The following is a 17,963-nucleotide window of genomic DNA, read 5'->3' as shown; positions in this document are numbered from 1 at the left end:
CATGGGTTGGCAGCACGCCGGGTCAAAGCGCCAGCGGTTCGGTCCGCACCGACTACCGATACCCCTGCCGACGCACAAGCTTCCCTGACGTGCTGCAGACGATTGTCCCGACTGCGAAGCCGCCATCGATCGCCGAGGCTGCAGGACATGTCGGCCCATCGCACCATCGCACAATCCCATCGGCTCCGGCTGGGACGGCACTCCGTCGCCGGACAGCCCTACCTGCTGACGTTCACCACGGCAAGACGCCAGCCGTTCTTCCGCGGCTTCGATGCTGGTTGCCAGGTGTCGCGGATCCTCTCCGCGGCGGAGACCTGGCCGCATGGCGCCCTCCTCGCCTGGGTGCTCATGCCCGATCACTGGCACGGCCTGTTCGTGCTAGGAGACGGCGAAGATCTGTCGCGCAGCGTGGCCCGGGCGAAGTCCGCGCCAACGCGGCAATGGCATTTCCACTCAGGTTCCGGCCCACTGTGGGCACCGGGGTTCCATGACCACGGCCTGCGCCGGGAGGAATCGCTGCTGCATGTCGCCCGCTACATCGTGCTCAACCCGGTACGCGCGGGACTGGTGCGAACGTGTGCCGACTACCCCTTCTGGGATGCGGTCTGGCTCGAGAGCCAGGCTGTCGGCTACGCAGGTGAATGAGCGATGGCCGCCGGTACTGGATGTGGGAGCGGCCGGGGTGGGCCCCTTCGCGCGCAAGCGCGCTCCCACGGGTGATGCGGTGGCAGGGTCTGTGCGTGGGAGCGGCCTTGGCCGCGAATGCCGTTCGCACGCGAGCGCGCTCCCACAGGTGACTGCGGTGGCAGGGTCGGTGTGTGGGAGCGGCCTTGGCCGCGAATGCCATTCGCGCGCGAGCGCGCTCCCAGAGGTGACTGCGATGGCAGGGTCGGTGTGTGGGAGCGGCCTTGGCCGCGAATGCGGTTCGCGCGCAAGCGCGCTCCCACGAGGCTCGAGAACTACTTCCCGAGCACCTCTGGGAGCGCCCTGCACTTCGCGGAATGGCCGCCGTCAGCCCTTCCCGAACACCAGCTTCCCGCCCTCGGCATCCACCCGCACCGTATCGCCGTTGCCGAACGCGCCCGACAGGATCTGCTGCGCCAGCGGGTTCTCCAGCTGCTGCTGGATGGCGCGCTTGAGCGGACGCGCGCCATAGACCGGGTCGAAGCCGACGTTGCCGAGCAGCTCGAAGGCGTTGTCCGAGACCTCGATGCGGATGCCACGCTCGTGCAGCCGCCGCTCCAGCCCGCGCAGCTGGATCCGCGCGATCGCCTTGATCTGCGCCTTGTCCAGCGGGTGGAACACGACGATGTCGTCGAGCCGGTTGATGAACTCGGGACGGAAATGCGCCTGCACCACGCCCATCACCGAGGCCTTCATCTGCAGGTAGGCCTCGGGCGAATCGTCGCCGGCCATCTCCTGGATCTGGTGCGAGCCGAGGTTGGAGGTCATCACGATCACGGTGTTGCGGAAGTCCACCGTGCGCCCCTGGCCATCGGTCAGGCGCCCGTCGTCGAGCACCTGCAGCAGGATGTTGAACACGTCCGGGTGCGCCTTCTCGACCTCGTCGAGCAGGATCACGCTGTAGGGCCGGCGCCGCACCGCCTCGGTGAGGTAGCCGCCCTCCTCGTAGCCGACATAGCCCGGGGGCGCACCGACCAGCCGCGAGACGGCGTGCTTCTCCATGAACTCGCTCATGTCGATGCGCACCATCGCGTCGCTCGAATCGAACAGGAACTCGGCCAGCGCCTTGCACAGCTCGGTCTTGCCCACGCCGGTGGGGCCGAGGAACAGGAACGAGCCGCTGGGACGGTCGGGATCCGAGAGGCCCGCGCGCGAGCGGCGTACCGCGTCGGACACCACCTTGATCGCCTCCTCCTGGCCGACCACGCGCGCGTGCAGCGCCTCCTCCATCTTGAGCAGCTTCTCGCGCTCGCCCTCGAGCATCTTGCTGACCGGAATGCCGGTCCAGCGCGCGACCACCTGCGCGATCTCCTCGGCCGTCACCCGGTCCTGCAGTAGCTGGAAGCCGCTGGTCTCGGCCTCCTGCGCGGCCTTGAGCTGCTTCTCCAGCTCCGGCAGCGTGCCGTACTGGATCTCGCTCATCTTCGCGTAATCCTGCTGGCGCTGCGCGGCCTCGAGCTGCAGGCGCGCCTGCTCGATCTGCTCCTTGATCCTGGTCGCGCCCTGCACCGTGGCCTTCTCGGCCTTCCAGATCTCCTCGAGGTCGTTGTACTCGCGCTCCAGGCCTTCGATCTCGGTCTCGAGGTCGGCCAGGCGCTGCTTCGACTCGGCGTCCTTCTCCTTCTTCAGCGCCTCGCGCTGGATCTTGAGCTGGATCAGGCGGCGCTCCTTGCGGTCGAGGTCCTCGGGCTTGGAGTCGATCTCCATGCGGATGCGGCTGGCCGCCTCGTCCATCAGGTCGATGGCCTTGTCCGGCAGCTGGCGGTCGGCGATGTAGCGGTTGGACAGCGTGGCCGCGGCGACGATGGCCGGGTCGGTGATCTCCACGCCATGGTGCACGGCATAGCGCTCCTTCAGGCCGCGCAGGATGGCGATGGTGTCCTCCACCGTCGGCTCGCCCACGAACACCTTCTGGAAGCGGCGCTCCAGGGCCGCGTCCTTCTCCACGTACTTGCGGTACTCGTCGAGTGTGGTCGCACCGATGCAGTGCAGCTCGCCGCGCGCCAGCGCCGGCTTGAGCATGTTGCCCGCGTCCATGGCGCCATCGGCCTTGCCGGCGCCGACCATGGTGTGCAGCTCGTCGATGAACAGGATGATCTGGCCCTCGTTCTTGGCCAGGTCGTTGAGCACGCCCTTGAGGCGCTCCTCGAACTCGCCGCGGAACTTGGCGCCGGCGATCAGCGCGCCCATGTCCAGCGACAGCACGCGCTTGCCGCGCAGGCCCTCGGGCACCTCGCCATTGACGATGCGCTGGGCCAGGCCTTCGGCGATGGCGGTCTTGCCCACGCCGGGCTCGCCGATCAGCACCGGGTTGTTCTTGGTGCGCCGCTGCAGCACCTGGATGGTGCGGCGGATTTCCTCGTCGCGGCCGATCACCGGATCGAGCTTGCCGCTCTCCGCGCGCGCGGTCAGGTCGATGGTGTATTTCTCCAGCGCCTGGCGCGATTCCTCGGCGTTCTCGTCCTGCACGCGCTCGCCGCCGCGGACCTTGTCGATCGCCGCTTCCAGGGTCTGCTTCGACGCGCCCGCGGCCTTGAGCGCGCGCCCGGCCTCGCCGCTGTCCTCCAGCGCGGCGAGCAGGAACAGTTCCGAGGCGATGAAGGCATCGCCGCGCTGCTGGGCCAGCTTGTCGGTCACGTTGAGCAGGCGCATCAGGTCGTTGCCGACCGAGAGCTGGCCGGCCTGGCCGGTCACCTTCGGCAGCTTCTCCAGCGCCTCGCCCAGCCGCTCGCGCAGCAGCGGCACGTTGACCCCGGCCTGGGACAGCAGCGGACGGGTGCCGCCGCCCTGCTGGTCGATCAGGGCCACCAGCAGGTGCACCGGCTCGATGAAGTTGTGGTCGCGGCCCACGGCCAGGGACTGCGCGTCCTGCAGGGCCGCGGTGAAGCGGGAAGTGAGTTTGTCCATCCGCATGGGGAGTTTCCTCAAGGGAAATGGCCGGCCACGCCGGCGATGTCTCCCAGATGCGGGTGGACGGCGGGGATACAAGCCTGTCGGTGCGCGCCCACATCCCCCGGGGGCGGCGCCTGCCCGGCTTGCGGGGAGGGCCGCGCCCGGATCGCCGGCCGCGATGATGCCGTCAGCCGTCCGGCGACGCGGCCCGCGGATGCGCCGCGTCGGCGGCGCGGCTCAGGCCGGCTCCAGCCAGCCGGCGTAGCGGATGACGCGGCCGGCCAGCGGCAGCGTGGCCTCGACCTCGAACCGGTAGCGCTCGTCCTGCTCGTACTCGCGGCAACGCACGCCGTCGAACAGCGAGGCCGGCAGCGGCAGCAGCCCGAACACGCGCACGCCCGCCACCGTCCACCAGATCGCGCCATCGTTGGCGTGCAGGGCGAAGCGGAACTGCAGTGGCCCCAGGCGCTCGCGCAGCAGGCCATCGCGCAGCACCAGGGTCGAGGTCATGCGCGCAGCGCCGAACACGCGGCGCCAGGCTTCGCGGCGCGGTCCGCAGTCGAAGTCGACCACGGTCGCCACATCGCTGCCTGCGGCCGGCAGTCCCGCGCTCCATGCGTACAGCCGGGCCAGCGGGTTGCGCCCGCGTTCGATCGTCGCGCGACCGGCGTAGCGGAAGCGCCCTTGCGCCGCGTGCAGCCTGCGCAGGCTCTGCGGCAGGCGGAAGAACGCGGCGCCGAGCGCCTGTTGGAACACGGAGGGCTGCATGCACGGGATCGGGAGGACGGGGCGCAAAGGATAGCCGCTGCCGCATGCCCGCCAGACCCGTCGGCCGCTACGTCGGGTCTGCGGTCGCGGGATCCCGGCGCTGCAGCGACAGCGCTCCCAGCAGCAGCGCCAGCGCGGCATAGCCGCCGGCCAACTGCCAGGCGATCACCGCCCGCAGGCCCTCCAGGGTCCACGGCAGGTAGATACCGCCGCGCGGATCGACCGAATGGATCACGCCGAACAGGGTCAGCGCCGCGCACAGCAGCAGCACGCCTGCGGCCGCCCGCATCCTCCCCTCGATCATCGCCACCAGCAGGGCCGCCCACAGCATCGCAGTGATGATGAAGCCGTTGCCCAGGGTGACCAGGGCCGCGAGTTCCGGCAGCCCGTGCGCGCCGGTCTCGGCGTACAGCGCGGCGAAGCGGTCCGGCGCGATCCAGGCCGGGTTGCCGAGCTTGATGGCCAGCAGGTAGGCCAGCGAGGGCAGGAAGGCCAACGCCACCGCCGGGGCATGGCGCCCAGGGGTGGCATGGAAGGCCTGGACGGTGATGCCGATGCCCACATAGACGATGATCGGCGCCAGCACCGCCAGCGGCAGCCACTGCACCAGTCCCGCGACCAGGCCCAGCATCCCGCCGAGGCCGACGAACAGGCCGGTCAGCAGCGTGTAGCCGCTGCGCGCACCCATCTGCTTGTAGGCCGGCTGGCCGATGTAGGGCGTGGTCTGGGCCACGCCGCCGCAGACGCCGGCCACCAGGGTCGAGAGGGCCTCGACCAGCAGCACGTCGCGGGTACGGTAATCGTCGCCGGCCGCGCGCGCGCTCTCGCTGACGTTGATGCCGCCCACCACCATCAGCAGGCCGAAGGGCAGCAGCAGCGGCAGATAGGGCACGGTCGCCGGCAGTCCCTCGACAAAGCCGAGCGAAGGCAGCGGCAGCCGCGGCGAGGCGCGCACCGGTTCGGGTAGGGCGAAGCCCGGCACGCCGAGTCCCGCGATGCCGAGCGCGTAGTACAGCAGCGTGCCGACCAGAAAGGCGAGCAGCACGCCCGGGATCCGCAGCGGCAGCGGCCCGCGCGCCACCAGCGCGTACAGCAGCAGGCCGAACGTCACCAGCCCGACCACCGGATGGCGCAACAGTTCGACCAGCGGCAGGAAGCCCAGCAGCGCCAGCGCCGCGCCACCGATCGAACCCAGCAGCGCCGCCCGCGGCAGCACCCGCGTGATCCAGTCGCCGGCGAACGACAGCGCCGTCTTGAGCAGGCCCATCACCACCAGCGAAGCCATGCCCAGCTGCCAGGTGGCGATCGCGGCGGACTGCTCGTCCATCCCGCCCGTCTTGAACGCGACGAAGGCCGGGCCCAGCACCAGCAGCGCCATGCCGATGCTGGTCGGCGCATCCAGGCCGAGCGGCATCGCGGTCACGTCCTCGCGCCCGGTGCGCTGCGCCAGGCGCCGCGCCATCCAGGTATAGGCCAGGTTGCCGAGCAGCACGCCCAGCGCCGTGCCCGGGAACATGCGCGTGAACACCACCTCGGCCGGGAAGCCGAAGATGCCCACCAGGGCCATGGCGATGAAGCCCAGGATCGACAGGTTGTCGACCACCAGGCCGAAGAAGCCGTTGAGGTCGCCGGGGACGAACCACGGCTGGTGGCGGGAATGCAGGGTCTGGGTCATGCCTTGGGATGCTCGGGCGCAGGCGAGGGGATCCGGCCGCCCGTCCCTGGCAGTCGCTGGAAGCTGTCGGGCGTCGCCGCGCCCCCCGGCGCAGGGCGGCGAGGCGACGCGGCGTGCCGTCAGAACCTGGCCGTGAACTCCACGCCCAGCGTGCGCGGCTCGTTGAGGAAGCCGGTGAGATTGTTGAAGTCGATGCCGCCGACCACGCGCAGCTGGTCGGTAATGTTGCGACCGAACAGCGCCACTTCGCGATCGCCATCGGCCCAGTTGTAGCCCAGGCGCAGGCCGCCCTCCAGGCTCGACTTGCCGGTGAACTCCGGCGATTCGTAGAGGAAGAAGTTCACCTCGCTGCGGTAGGCCCAGTCGGTGAACACGAAGAACTCGCCCTGCCCCACCGGCACGCCCCAGCGCGCGGTCAGGTTGTGCACCCACTTGGGCGACTGCGGCAGCGCGTTGCCGTCGATGTAGTAGCGACCGGTCGGCTGGCCGTTGCCGTCGAGCACCGGCGGATCGGTGACCGTGCACTGCGCGCAACCGGCCACCGAGAGGTTGACATCCTCGATCTCGGTGTCGTTGTAGCTGCTGCCCAGGGTCAGCAGCAGCGAATCGGTCAGCCAGGCTTCCAGGTCGAGCTCCACGCCCTGGCCGCTGGTGCGGTCGGCGTTGAGCAGGGTGGCGATATTGGCGCCGCCGCCGACCGCGATGATCTGCTGGTCGTCCACCTCGTAGCGGAATACGTTCAGCCCCAGGCGCGCACGGCGATCCCACAGGTCGGCCTTGATGCCGGCCTCGAACGAGATCACGTCTTCCGAGCTCGCCGTGGTCACGCCGCCATTGGACGCGGACGGATCGGCGAACAGCAGTCGGCCCTGGATCGACGGGGCGCGGAAGCCGGTCGCCACGCGCGCGTACAGGTTCACCGCGTCGGTGGCTTCGTACACGCCGCTCAGGTCCCAGCTCACGTTGCTGTCGTCGACCGAGACGTTGTACGGCCCGCCCACCGGCGCGCCGAAGGGCGCGCCTTCGAACACGGTGGCGCTGAATTCCTTCTCGTCGTTGGTGTAACGCAGGCCGCCGCGCAGCTTGAACTGTTCCGTCGCCGCGAACTCGCCCGAGGCGAACACCGCCCAGGCCTTGTTGCGCTGGGTCTGCACCGCATACCCGGCGCGCGGGTTGCCGGGCGTCAGCGAATCGTAGTTGAAGCTGTCGACGGTCAGGTCCTCGTCGAACCAGAACAGGCCGGCCTGCCACTCGAAGCGGTTGCCGGTGTCGGATTCGATGCGGAATTCCTGGGTGATCTGGCGATGGTCCGGCAGGCCGTCGGCGGATTCGGAGGCGAACGGGATGATGCCCGGGCCGGTCAGCTCCGGCGGCAGGAATACCGCACCGTAGCCACCGTCGATATCGCCGCGGTTGATCGTCTCCACCGTCTCGTAGCCGGTGATCGAATACAGGTTGTAGTCGCCCAGGTCCCAGCGCAGGCGGGCGCTGCCGCCCTGGCTGTCGAGTTCGGAGAAGTTCTGCCCGTCGATGGCCACCCGGTCGCGGTCGAAGCCCGGCACCAGGTCGTTCGTGCCCGGCTGGATGATATTGGCGCGGAACACGCGCGCGGTGCCGTTGAGGTGGCGGCCATGCAGGTTGAACAACGCCTCGAAATCATCGCCCTCGTACAGGAACTGCACGCGCGCGGCGGATTCGTCGAAGCCTTCCAGGCCATCGTTGGCCGCCCCCGGATGGGTGTTCTCCACCGAGTCTTCGCGGCGCTGGTACAGCGCCGACACGCGGAACGACCAGCGGTCGGTCAGCGCCCCGCCATACGCCCCCTCCAGGTTCCACAGGCCGTCGGTGCCGGCTGCCAGGCGCGTGTATCCGCCGGCCTCCTGCGAGGGCCTGGCCGATTCGAACTTCACCACGCCGGCCGGGCTGTTGCGCCCGAACAGAGTCCCCTGCGGGCCGCGCAGCACCTCGATGCGCTCCAGGTCGAACACCGGGAAGCCCTTGAGGATGGGGTTTTCCTGCACCACGTCGTCGTAGACCAGCGACACCGGCTGCGATGCGTTGAGGTCGAAGTCGGTATTGCCCAGGCCGCGGATATAGAAGCGCGGGAAGGCGCGCCCGAACGAGGACTCGATGTTGAGGCTGGGCACGCGCCCGGACAGGAAGCGCACATCGCCCGCGCCCGAGGCCAGTACGCCGAGCTTCTCGCCCGACAGCGTGCTGATCGAGACCGGCACGTCCTGGATGTTTTCGACCCGGCGCTGCGCGGTCACTTCCAGCGCGTCCAGGGTCACCGCGTCCTGGGCCTGGGCGACCAGGGGCAAGGCCAGCGCGAGCGCCAGGAGGCTGGGACGATGGCGACGGAGCATGAAGCTGCGGGAGAGGGAGGTCATGGCGCTGGCCAGCTGGAGGAAGTAAGGAGAGTAAGCCGAGGGGCGCGTCGGCGCCCGGCCGGCCGGATCAGAACGAGACTGTGACCGGCTGGCGCGACCACAGCACCGACTGGTGGCCGTGGGCCTGCTTCCATGCCAGGCGGATGGCCTCGATGTCGGCGCTGCGCTGCGGGCTGTCCTCGTGCAGGATCACCAGGACCTTGGACTGCAGCCGGTTGGGTTCGGGATTGCCGCGGAACAGCCACTGCCCGTAGCCGTCGAGCACGGTCAAGCCATCGGGGAACCGCGGCGTCACCTCCCGATCGAGGAAGTCCCGCCACTGCGCCTCGCCGATCGCCTCGACCGCAGGGTCGATATTGGCCTTGCCGACGCCGAAGTACAGCTCGCTGCGCACCCAGCCCTGCGCCTGCGCCGGCCGCGCCGCGTCGCCATGCAGGCTGGAGGTGGCGGAAGCCGGATCCGCGTCCGGCGTACTCGCGCAGGCGACCAGCAGCGCGCACAACAGCAGGGACAGGGGAACTCGCATACCGGGGCGGCTCGGCGCGGGCGGGGCAGCGTCCTCGCTGCCTGGCGTCGTGGGCAAATAACCTTCAGTCATGAGTCGATGCGGATTGGCGATGCGCCCGGCATATCCGGAGCGGGTGGGACTTTCATACCATATCTCTTCATCCGGATGGATAGGGAGGTTCACCGGCTCGATCTTTGTCCCGGAGCACCTCCATGTCCCTGCACTACCGCCTTCCCCTGGCCGCAGCCATCGGCCTGGCCCTGTCCGCGACCGCCCTGGCCCAGGAGGCCGTCACCACCCTCGACCAGGTGATCGTCACCGGCACCCGCGCCAGCGACCGCACGGCGCTGGAGTCCACTTCGCCTGTCGATGTCCTGAGCGCCGAAGACCTGCGCCGCGCCGGCGCGGCCAACGGCGAACTCGGCAGCGCCCTGCAGGCCCTGCTGCCCTCGTTCAACTTCCCGCGCCAGTCCAACTCCGGTGGTGCCGACCACGTGCGCGCCGCGCAGCTGCGCGGCCTCGCGCCCGACCAGGTGCTGGTGCTGGTCAACGGCAAGCGCCGCCACACCTCGGCCCTGGTCAGCACCGGCAGCAAGATCGGACGCGGCACCACCCCGGTCGACTTCAACGCCATCCCGGTGTCGGCGATCAAGCGCATCGAAGTGCTGCGCGACGGCGCCGGCGCGCAGTACGGCTCCGACGCGGTGGCCGGGGTGATCAACGTGATCCTCGACGACGGCGCCTACGGCGGCGCCATCGAAGCCAGCTACGGCCTGCACCACACCGAGGTCGAGCCCATCGGCCAGACCCTCACCGACGGCCAGACCGCGCAGCTCAGCGGCAAGGTGGGCACCGCCCTGGGCGAGGACGGTTTCCTGCGCGTGGGCGTGGAGTTCAAGGAGCGCTCGGGCACCAACCGTGCCGGCTTCGACCAGGTCCCGCCGTGGGACCAGAGCCCGCCCAACCTGGCCGTACAGGGCCAGCGCAACTACCACCTGGGCGATGGCGATTCGCGCGATATCAACGCCTGGTTCCACAGCGAAGTGGCGCTGGGCGAGGCGTCGACGTTCTACGCCTTCGGCACGTACAACCAGCGCGATACCGAAGGCGCGAACTACTTCCGCTATCCCGACAGCGCCGCAAACTGGCCCGAGGTGTACCCCGACGGCTTCCGTCCGGTCTCGATCGGCGAGAACCTCGATGCCGCCCTGGTCGCCGGCGTGCGCGCGCAACGCGGGGAGTGGGACCTCGACGCGAGCGTGAACCACGGTCGCAACGAGTTCACCTACCGGCTGCGCGACTCGATCAACAGTTCGCTGGGCCCGTCCAGCCCCACCAGCTTCCACACCGGCGACTACGCTTTCTCGCAGACGCTCGCCAATCTCGACCTCAGCCGCGGCTTCGCGCGCCGCGACCAGCTGCACACTCTCGCCCTGGGCGCGGAGTATCGGGTGGAGCGGTACGAGACCGGTGCCGGCGACCCGGCCAGCTATGCCGTGGGCCCCTACGGCGACCGGCCCGCCGGCTCGCAGGCAGGCGGCGGCCTGACCCCGCAGGACCAAGCCGACCTCGACCGGAGCGTGGCCAGCGTCTACGCCAGCGTGGCCAGCAGCATCGGCGAACGCCTGACCACTGACGTGGCCGTGCGCTACGAGGACTACGAGGATTTCGGCGGCGAACTCACCGGCAAGCTGGCCGCACGCTATGCGTTCGGCCCGGGCTTCGCCCTGCGCGGCGCGGTGTCGAACAACTTCCGCGCGCCGTCGCTGGCGCAGGTGGGCTATGAATCGACCAGCACCGGCTACAACGCCGCCGGCCAGATCGTCGAAGGCCGCCTGCTGTCGGTGAACAACCCGATCGCGCGCGCGCTCGGCGCCACCAACCTCGATCCGGAGCAGTCGGTCAACCTGAGCCTGGGCTTCACCAGCCGCATCGGCGAGCGCTTCGACCTGTCCTTCGACCTGTTCCAGATCAGCATCGACGACCGCATCGCCCTGTCCGAGGCGATCACCGGCCAGGCGCTGACCGACTTCGTCGACGCCAACTTCGACGTCGCCCGCATCCAGAGCGCGCAGTTCTTCGTCAACGCCGCCGACACCCGCACGCGCGGCGCCGAAGTGGTCGGCAACTGGCGCGACGCGCTTGCCGGCGGCCAGCTGCTGCTCACCGGCACCTGGAGCTACGCCAAGACCGAGCTGGAGAACGTCGTCGCCACCCCGGCCCAGCTGGCCGCGCTGGATCCGGGCTACATCCTGTTCGGCGTCGAGGAGAGCAACACCATCACCGACGCCGCGCCGCGTACCCGTGCCCAGTTCAGCGCCAACTGGAACAACGACCGCTGGAACCTGCTCGCGCGCGTGCAGCGCCACGGCAGCGCCAAGCGCGTCTTCAACTTCGGCGGCGGTTTCGAGCCCGAACAGGTCTACGGCGCCGAGTTCCAGCTCGATGCGGAGATCGAGTACCGGTTCGGACAACGCTGGGCCGTGGCGCTGGGCGGACAGAACCTGACGGACGAATATCCCGACCGCTCCAACGAAGATATCCATTACTTCGGCAACCTGCCCTACGACGTGCTGTCGCCGATCGGCAGCAACGGTGCGTACTACTACACGCGCCTGCGCTACGCGTTCTGAGGCAGTGCGTCTGCCCGCCGCCGCTCCGGGCGGTGGCGGGCAGGCCCCGGGTGGATGCGGTGTCGCGACCGTCCCGGCGTCGGTGATGGGCCGCCACCCATCCCTCGAGCGAACCCCCATTGCGGACGCAGTTGGCGTCAGCGCGCTGGTTCGAGCCAGGCGACCGTCGCGATGCGCCCGCTGCGGCCATCGCGGCGATGCGAGAAGAACCGGTCCGGCGACGAGATCGTGCAGGCCGCGCCGCCGTGGATGTCCTGCGGCCGCATGCCGGCCGCCACCAGCCGCCGCCTGGCCAGGGCGGGGAGGTCGGCCAGCCAGTGGCCCTCGCGGGACGGCACGAACGCCGCAGCCGCGCCTGCATCCCGGCCCAAGAAGGCATCGAATACATCGCGTCCCACTTCGTAGCGCGCGGGACCCGCGCAGGGACCGATCCAGGCCAGCACCTCCGCCGGACGCGTGCGCATCGCCGCCAGCGTGGCCTCCAGCATGCCTTGCGACAGGCCTGGCCAGCCGGCGTGCGCCGCGGCGATCTCGCCGCCGTCGCGCGCGGCGAACACCACCGGCAGGCAGTCGGCGGTGAGGATGGCCAGCACCACATGGGGCACCGAAGTGACCGCGGCATCGGCCTCGGGCTCTTCGTCGCCCGGGCCGGCGGCCGTTGCGGCCTGCGGAGCGCCTGCCTGGGCGGCGGCGCCCGGGTTCGCCCCGGCCGGCCGCGATCCTGCCTCGTCGATCCGCAACACGCCCGTCCCGTGCACCTGGCGCAGCCAGTGCGGCCAGGACGGCAGCCCGAAGCGCTCGACCAGCTCCGCACGGTTGCGCGCCACGACCCCAGGATCGTCGCCTGCGGCGCCGCGGAAATTGCCCAGGTTGAAGGTATCGAACGGCGCCGCCGACGCGCCCGCGCCGTAGCGCAGGGTGGTGAACGCGCGCACGTTCGCGGGAAACGGCGCGGCCGCCGGGACGCGGTCGCTCACCGGCGTGGGCGCCCGGCCTCGGCCTGCGTGGCCGCATCCACGCGCAGGGCCGCCATCAGTTGCAGCATGTCGCCGGGCACCGGCGCACTGCAGCGCACCGGCTCGCCGTGGGCCGGGTGCGCGAACTCCAGCGTCTCGGCATGCAGGGCCTGGCGCCGGAAGCCGCGCAGCACCGCCACCAGGTCGTCCGACGCGCCCTTGGGCAGCTTGAGCGGCCCGCCGTACAGCGGATCGCCGACGATGGGATGGCGCACATGGGTCATGTGCACGCGGATCTGGTGGGTGCGCCCGGTCTCGAGCCGGCACTCCAGCGCGGTATGCGCCCGGAAGCGTTCGCGCAGACGGTAATGGGTCACCGCCTCGCGGCCGTCCTCCCGCACCGCCATGCGTACCCGGTCGCGGGGATGGCGGTCGATCGGCGCATCGACCGTACCGCCGGCCACCAGCGCGCCGGTGACCACCGCCAGGTACTGGCGATGCACGCCGCGCGCCGACAGCTGCTCCACCAGCGCGGTCTGCGCCTGCAGGGTGCGCGCCACCACCATGACGCCCGAGGTGTCCTTGTCGAGCCGGTGCACCACCCCCGCCCGCGGCACGCTGGCCAGCTCCGGATGGCGGTGCAGTAGCGCGTTGACCAGGGTGCCGTCGGGGTTGCCCGCGCCCGGATGCACCACCAGGCCGGCAGGCTTGTCGATCACCAGGACCTCGTCGTCCTCGTACAGCACCTGCAGCGGGATGTCCTGCGGCTCGGCGCGGGTCTCCTCCTCCAGCCGCGCGCGCAGGCTGACCTGCTCGCCACCGCGCACCGGGTCGCGCGGCCGCGGCTCCCGGCCGTCGAGCAGCACGTCGCCGGAGCGGATCCAGGCGGTCAGGCGCGAACGCGAGAACTCGGGGAACAGCTCGGCCAGGACCGCGTCGAAGCGGCGCCCGGCGGCGGTTTCGGGGACGCGGGCCTCGCGTGGCGGGGTGTCGGCGGGACCGGGATCGGACATGGACGGCTGCGATTCAGGCGATGGACCCGGCGGACCGGGACGGGCTGGTATTATCCGCCCTTCGTGCCTTGCCTGCCCCGGTGCCCATGACCGTCCGCCTGTCTCCGTTCCACCGCACCGTGCTGCTGCTGCTCGTGATCGTCATGACCGCCTCCGGCTGCGCGCGACTGAAGGGCGCGTTCAAGGACGAGGACGAGAACGAGGGCGTCCCGGTCGAGGAGCTCTACGACAAGGGCCAGGGCCAGATGCGCAACGGCAACTGGTCCGGCGCCGCCGTCACCTACCGCCGCCTGCTGGCCCAGTACCCGTACGGCCCGTATACCGAGCAGGCGTTGATGGAAACCGCCTACGCGCAGTTCAAGATGGGCAACAACGAGGAGGCGATCTCCACCATCGACCGCTTCCTGCGCACCTACCCCACGCACAAGAACACGCCGTACATGTACTACTTGCGCGGCCTGGTGAACGCCAACCGCGACACGGTGTTCCTGCAGCGTGTGTGGAAGCTCGACGCCAGCCGGCGCGACCTGGCCACGCCCAACCAGGCCTATTCGGACTTCAACACCCTGATCGAGCGCTATCCCGGCAGCCGCTATGCCGACGATGCCCGGCAGCGGATGGTGGCGCTGCGCAACATGTTCGCCCGCCACGAGATCGAGACGGCGCTGTACTACCTGCGCCGCGACGCCTGGGTGGCCGCGGCCGACCGCGCGACCTACCTGCTGGAAACCTACCCGCAGAGCGAGTTCCAGAACGACGCCGTGGCGGTGCTCGCCGCCGCCTATACCGAGCTGGGCAACGAGACCCTGGCCGCCGACGCGCGCCGCGTGCTGCAGCAGAACGACCCCAGCCACCCCTTCCTCAGCGGCGACTGGCCGAACTATCCCTGGAACATCCGCAAGCTCAACCCCTTCGCGGGCGAAAAGTCGGCGGTGGACAACGACGACCGCGAGCGCGACTGAAACCCGCTGGTGCCGATCGCGCAGACGCCGCCTCCGGGCGGCGTTTTCGCATGCGGCCTGCGGAGCTGGGCTCCGCACGCGGGGTACGCGAGCACGCCGGCATGCCGCCGCCGGGTCGCGTCAACATCGCTGATCCCGGCACGGGCGCTGGCCCGCGCGATGGCGCCGGCGGCGAGGCCAGCGCCGGAAACATGCGGCCCGCGGTTGCGGGCACCGGCCGGCTACTGGCTGGCCGCCGCCTCCCAGTCGAAGCCGCTCAGCCGCGCCAGGCGTTCGGGCGTCAGCACCTCCACGTGGTGCTGGCGCTCGATCACCCAGGTCGGATAGCCGCCCACCCCGGCGCTCAGGCATTCGAACGCGACGCCGCCGTTGCGGCCATTGGGCGAACATTCCACATAGGGCAGGTGCCGCGCCGCCGCGCCGAACGCGTTCTTCTGCTCGTTGCAGACCGGGCACCAGGAGGCGCCGTAGAACTTCGCACCCGATTGCGAGAGATGCTCGGCCAGCGCGCGCAGCCGCGGCTCCTCGCGTCGTTCCAGCAGACCCATGGCCGAGAGCTGCAGCACGGCCAGCAGCCCCAGCGCCAGCAGCGCGTTGCCCAGCCACCAGGTCGGCCAGGGCGTGCCCGGCGCCGCGTCGGGACGGGCGAGGTGCACCAGCACGAAGATCGCCAGCATGAGCGCGAGCGATGCCAGGCACCACGCGCAGACCGCCTGCAGCACGACGAGGCCGGCCACGGTGAGGTACACGCTGATCGCCAGCCCGAGGAAGGACAGGCGCCACAGGCGTCGCCAGCGCTGCAGCCTCGGCCCCGGCCGCCAGGCCGTCCACGCCAGCGCCGCATACAGTGCAAACCCCCACAGCGCGATGGGCAAGCCGAGAAAGCGCGACCAGCGGCTGCCCTGCACGACCTCGCAACCCGAGCCCTGTGCGCAGAACGCCGGACTGCCTCCGCCCCAGCCTGTCCAGGCCAACCAGGCGGTCAGCAGCAACCCGGCAACGGTGAGCACGCGCAGCGCCAGTCCGGTCCGGGACAAGGCCTCCGCCGGCGCCGGGCCCGCGGATGTGGAAGCCGCCGCGTCGCCGCGGCGCGCATCCGGCCTGCGGCGCTTGCCGCTGGATTTCCTGCTCATGCCCTGTGGCCCCCGGCTGCTGTGCGTCGCGCATTATGCAGTGGGGTGGACGCCGGGCGCCTCCTATGCGGGATACCGGTTGCTGATCGGGTACCGGCGCTCGCGGCCGAAGGCCCGTCGCGACACCTTCGGCCCGGGTGCGGCCTGGTGGCGCTTCCACTCGCTGATCCGCACCAGGCGCAGCACGCGGTCGACCGTGGCGGCATCGAAGCCGGCGCCCACGATCTCGTCGCGCGACTGCTCCTGGTCCACGTAGCGGCGCAGGATCGCGTCGAGCACGTCGTAAGGCGGCAGGGAATCCTGGTCGAGCTGGTTGTCGCGCAGCTCGGCCGAGGGCGCGCGCGAAATCACGTCTGGCGGGATCACCGGCGCCCCGCCCACCGTATTGCGCCACCGCGCCAGCCCGTACACCTCGGTCTTGTACAGGTCCTTGATCGGCGCGTAGCCGCCGCACATGTCGCCGTAGATCGTGGCGTAGCCCACCGCGTACTCGCTCTTGTTGCCGGTGGTGAGCAGCAGGCCGCCGAACTTGTTGGACAGGGCCATCAGCAGCGCCCCCCGCGCGCGCGACTGCAGGTTCTCCTCGGTCGCGTCCACGGCCTGGCCGGCGAACCGTTCCGACAGCGCATCGAGGAAGCCCTGGAACGGCTGCTCGATCGGGAGCGTCAGCAGTTCCACGCCCAGCGCATCGCATTGCTCCTGGGCCAGATCGTTGGACAGGCCGGCGGTGTAGCGCGAGGGCATGCGCACGGCGGTAACGTCGCCCGCGCCGAGCGCATCGACCGCGAGCGCCAGCACGATCGACGAATCGATGCCGCCCGACAGCCCCAGCCACACCTTCTGGAAGCCATTCTTGCCGCAGTAGTCGCGGATGCCCCGCACCACCGCGCGCCAGGCCAGCGCGTCCATGCTTTCGTCGCCGTCGTCCATCCACAGCACTGGCGAAAAGCGGCGCGCGGCGACGTCGTAGTCCACCACCAGCCACTGGTCGGTGAACGCGGCCGCGGCCGGATGCACCGTGCCGTCAGCATCGGCCACCAGCGAGGAGCCGTCGAACACCAGCGAGTCCTGGCCACCAACCACGTTGAGGTAGGCGATCGCCGCGCCCGTCTCGCGCGTGCGCTCGGCCAGCATCGCATCGCGCCGCGCATGCTTGCCGCGCTCGAACGGCGAAGCGTTGGCGACCAGGACCAGCTGCGCGCCGGCGCGCACCGTGTCGGCCATCGGCTCGGGGAACCAGGCGTCCTCGCAGATGAGCACGCCCACCGGCACGCCCTTCACTTTGGTCACGCAGCTGCCGCCGTCCGGATCGACCTGGAAGTAGCGGCGCTCGTCGAACACATCGTGGTTCGGCAGCTCGCGCTTGCGGTAGGTCGCCTCGATCCGGCCCTCGCGCAGGACGCTGGCGGCGTTGTACTGGATGCTGCCCAGGGTTTCCGGCCAGCCCACCACCGCGACGATGCCGGTGGCGGACCTCGCGATCTCGTGCATCGCCCGTTCGCAGTCGGCCAGGAACGAAGGGCGCATCAGCAGGTCCTCGGGCGGATAGCCGCTGATCGCCAGCTCCGGGAACAGCACGATGTCGGCGCCGTACTCGTCCCGCGCCTCGGCGACCATCGCCGCGATGCGCGCGGTGTTGCCCGCAACGTCGCCGACCGGGAAGTCGAACTGGGCCATGGCGATGCGGAGGGTGTCGGTCATGTCAGATTCCAGAGATGAGCATGTCGAGTGCCGCCATGATCGCGGCACGTTCATGCGAAAGGTCAGTAACGTCGCTCCCGAATCCCCTGATCGACATGCCGGAGGCCTGGGCGGTCAACATGACGTAATCGGCCGCCTCGACCCGGAGCATCGGCATCAGGCCTGCGAGACGCTTGCCCTCGAACGCGTCAGCTGGCGCCAGCGGCACCATGATCCGGGAACCGAGGCCCTCGATCAGGTCGCTCTGCACATTCAGCAGATAGGGGTAGGCCGCCCTGCTGGCGGCATTTGGATTCGGATAGACGCAGAACTGGCGCATCAGAACGAGCGCACGTGGTCGCCGAAGACGCCTTGCTCGTCGATATGCGCGTTGTAGGCGGCAATCGCTTCCCGGTTTTCCGCCAGCCACTGCTCGCGCTTGCGCACGCGCACTTCCGCTTCCAGCGCCTTTTCGAGCGTCGCCGACAGGTTGATCCCGAGGACCCTGGCCTCGTCCAGCAAGCCCTGGTTGACGCTCACGTTCGTGGCCCGTTTGCCATAGCCGGCGTAGTCTTCACGGATGCGCATGATGGACCTCCCGTCGATGCGCATTGATCATGCGCATCCCGCGGCTCAGTGTCAATCGGCGGGCGCCGGGTCCCCAACGCA

General features: G+C 70.1%; 14 protein-coding genes. 3 read left to right on the top strand and 11 right to left on the bottom strand.

Features of this window, described 5'->3' with window-relative positions; all coding sequences use genetic code 11:
• Positions 1 to 147: 147 nt before the first annotated feature.
• Entirely contained in the window at positions 148 to 645 is a 498-nt protein-coding gene (locus tag ACQYVW_RS14290) for an REP-associated tyrosine transposase (protein ID WP_434947450.1), read from the top strand.
• Between the two features lie 366 nt (positions 646 to 1,011).
• Here the strand turns inward: ACQYVW_RS14290 and clpB are convergent, their stop codons facing one another.
• The 5 genes from clpB to ACQYVW_RS14265 form a co-directional block, all read right to left on the bottom strand.
• Positions 1,012 to 3,597 (bottom strand): ATP-dependent chaperone ClpB, encoded by a 2,586-nt coding sequence (gene clpB / locus ACQYVW_RS14285; RefSeq protein WP_434947449.1) that lies wholly within the window; start codon positions 3,595 to 3,597, stop codon positions 1,012 to 1,014.
• Between the two features lie 216 nt (positions 3,598 to 3,813).
• Complete coding sequence (locus ACQYVW_RS14280; RefSeq protein WP_434947448.1) at positions 3,814 to 4,344, bottom strand: DUF4166 domain-containing protein; 531 nt, start codon at positions 4,342 to 4,344, stop codon at positions 3,814 to 3,816.
• Between the two features lie 67 nt (positions 4,345 to 4,411).
• Positions 4,412 to 6,019 (bottom strand): SulP family inorganic anion transporter, encoded by a 1,608-nt coding sequence (locus ACQYVW_RS14275; RefSeq protein ID WP_434947447.1) that lies wholly within the window; start codon positions 6,017 to 6,019, stop codon positions 4,412 to 4,414.
• A 119-nt stretch (positions 6,020 to 6,138) separates the two neighbouring features.
• Complete coding sequence (locus tag ACQYVW_RS14270; protein WP_434947446.1) at positions 6,139 to 8,409, bottom strand: TonB-dependent receptor; 2,271 nt, start codon at positions 8,407 to 8,409, stop codon at positions 6,139 to 6,141.
• Positions 8,410 to 8,476: 67 nt separating this feature from the next.
• Positions 8,477 to 8,935 (bottom strand): DUF3574 domain-containing protein, encoded by a 459-nt coding sequence (locus ACQYVW_RS14265; protein ID WP_434947445.1) that lies wholly within the window; start codon positions 8,933 to 8,935, stop codon positions 8,477 to 8,479.
• 194 nt (positions 8,936 to 9,129) lie between these two features.
• Here ACQYVW_RS14265 and ACQYVW_RS14260 point away from each other — a divergent pair, with 194 nt between their 5' ends.
• On the top strand, positions 9,130 to 11,550 hold the full coding sequence (locus ACQYVW_RS14260) for a TonB-dependent receptor plug domain-containing protein (protein WP_434947444.1): 2,421 nt from the start codon (positions 9,130 to 9,132) through the stop codon (positions 11,548 to 11,550).
• Positions 11,551 to 11,687: 137 nt separating this feature from the next.
• Here the strand turns inward: ACQYVW_RS14260 and pgeF are convergent, their stop codons facing one another.
• Positions 11,688 to 12,527, bottom strand: coding sequence for a peptidoglycan editing factor PgeF (gene pgeF / locus ACQYVW_RS14255; RefSeq protein WP_434947443.1), 840 nt, complete (start codon positions 12,525 to 12,527; stop codon positions 11,688 to 11,690).
• Positions 12,524 to 13,519: a 23S rRNA pseudouridine(1911/1915/1917) synthase RluD gene (rluD, locus tag ACQYVW_RS14250; protein ID WP_434935706.1), complete on the bottom strand. Its 996-nt coding sequence runs from the start codon at positions 13,517 to 13,519 to the stop codon at positions 12,524 to 12,526. The genes pgeF and rluD overlap by 4 nt, the downstream gene beginning before the upstream one ends.
• Positions 13,520 to 13,605: 86 nt before the next feature.
• Here rluD and ACQYVW_RS14245 point away from each other — a divergent pair, with 86 nt between their 5' ends.
• Entirely contained in the window at positions 13,606 to 14,481 is an 876-nt protein-coding gene (locus tag ACQYVW_RS14245) for an outer membrane protein assembly factor BamD (RefSeq protein ID WP_434935708.1), read from the top strand.
• Positions 14,482 to 14,702: 221 nt separating this feature from the next.
• On the opposite strand, the gene ACQYVW_RS14240 is transcribed toward ACQYVW_RS14245, so the two are convergent.
• The 4 genes from ACQYVW_RS14240 to ACQYVW_RS14225 all read right to left on the bottom strand — a co-directional run bounded on the left by ACQYVW_RS14240 (position 14,703) and on the right by ACQYVW_RS14225 (position 17,882).
• The gene (locus ACQYVW_RS14240) at positions 14,703 to 15,518 is read right to left on the bottom strand and encodes a vitamin K epoxide reductase family protein (RefSeq protein WP_434935710.1); all 816 of its coding nucleotides are present in this window, start codon (positions 15,516 to 15,518) and stop codon (positions 14,703 to 14,705) included.
• A 159-nt stretch (positions 15,519 to 15,677) separates the two neighbouring features.
• Positions 15,678 to 17,315, bottom strand: coding sequence for an NAD+ synthase (locus ACQYVW_RS14235; RefSeq protein ID WP_434935712.1), 1,638 nt, complete (start codon positions 17,313 to 17,315; stop codon positions 15,678 to 15,680).
• Position 17,316: 1 nt separating this feature from the next.
• Positions 17,317 to 17,634: a CcdB family protein gene (locus ACQYVW_RS14230; RefSeq protein WP_434935713.1), complete on the bottom strand. Its 318-nt coding sequence runs from the start codon at positions 17,632 to 17,634 to the stop codon at positions 17,317 to 17,319.
• Positions 17,634 to 17,882, bottom strand: coding sequence for a type II toxin-antitoxin system CcdA family antitoxin (locus ACQYVW_RS14225; protein WP_434935715.1), 249 nt, complete (start codon positions 17,880 to 17,882; stop codon positions 17,634 to 17,636). Before ACQYVW_RS14225 ends, ACQYVW_RS14230 begins: the two co-directional genes overlap by 1 nt.
• Positions 17,883 to 17,963: the final 81 nt, after the last annotated feature.

The sequence above is a fragment of the Luteimonas campi genome (assembly GCF_051162505.1).
In the GTDB taxonomy this organism is placed as follows: Bacteria; Pseudomonadota; Gammaproteobacteria; order Xanthomonadales; family Xanthomonadaceae; genus Luteimonas.
Note: the sequence above shows the minus strand (reverse complement) of the source record. Positions and strands in the feature narration are given on the sequence as shown.

Bases quoted from the DNA above. Each gene is read 5' to 3' on its own strand.
- rluD (WP_434935706.1), bottom strand. From the start codon at position 13,519: ATGTCCGATCCCGGTCCCGCCGACACCCCGCCACGCGAGGCCCGCGTC.
- ACQYVW_RS14265 (WP_434947445.1), bottom strand. From the start codon at position 8,935: ATGCGAGTTCCCCTGTCCCTGCTGTTGTGCGCGCTGCTGGTCGCCTGC.
- ACQYVW_RS14270 (WP_434947446.1), bottom strand. From the start codon at position 8,409: ATGACCTCCCTCTCCCGCAGCTTCATGCTCCGTCGCCATCGTCCCAGC.
- ACQYVW_RS14230 (WP_434935713.1), bottom strand. From the start codon at position 17,634: ATGCGCCAGTTCTGCGTCTATCCGAATCCAAATGCCGCCAGCAGGGCG.
- ACQYVW_RS14290 (WP_434947450.1), top strand. From the start codon at position 148: ATGTCGGCCCATCGCACCATCGCACAATCCCATCGGCTCCGGCTGGGA.
- clpB (WP_434947449.1), bottom strand. From the start codon at position 3,597: ATGCGGATGGACAAACTCACTTCCCGCTTCACCGCGGCCCTGCAGGAC.
- ACQYVW_RS14275 (WP_434947447.1), bottom strand. From the start codon at position 6,019: ATGACCCAGACCCTGCATTCCCGCCACCAGCCGTGGTTCGTCCCCGGC.
- ACQYVW_RS14260 (WP_434947444.1), top strand. From the start codon at position 9,130: ATGTCCCTGCACTACCGCCTTCCCCTGGCCGCAGCCATCGGCCTGGCC.
- ACQYVW_RS14280 (WP_434947448.1), bottom strand. From the start codon at position 4,344: ATGCAGCCCTCCGTGTTCCAACAGGCGCTCGGCGCCGCGTTCTTCCGC.
- ACQYVW_RS14235 (WP_434935712.1), bottom strand. From the start codon at position 17,315: ATGACCGACACCCTCCGCATCGCCATGGCCCAGTTCGACTTCCCGGTC.
- ACQYVW_RS14245 (WP_434935708.1), top strand. From the start codon at position 13,606: ATGACCGTCCGCCTGTCTCCGTTCCACCGCACCGTGCTGCTGCTGCTC.
- ACQYVW_RS14225 (WP_434935715.1), bottom strand. From the start codon at position 17,882: ATGCGCATCCGTGAAGACTACGCCGGCTATGGCAAACGGGCCACGAAC.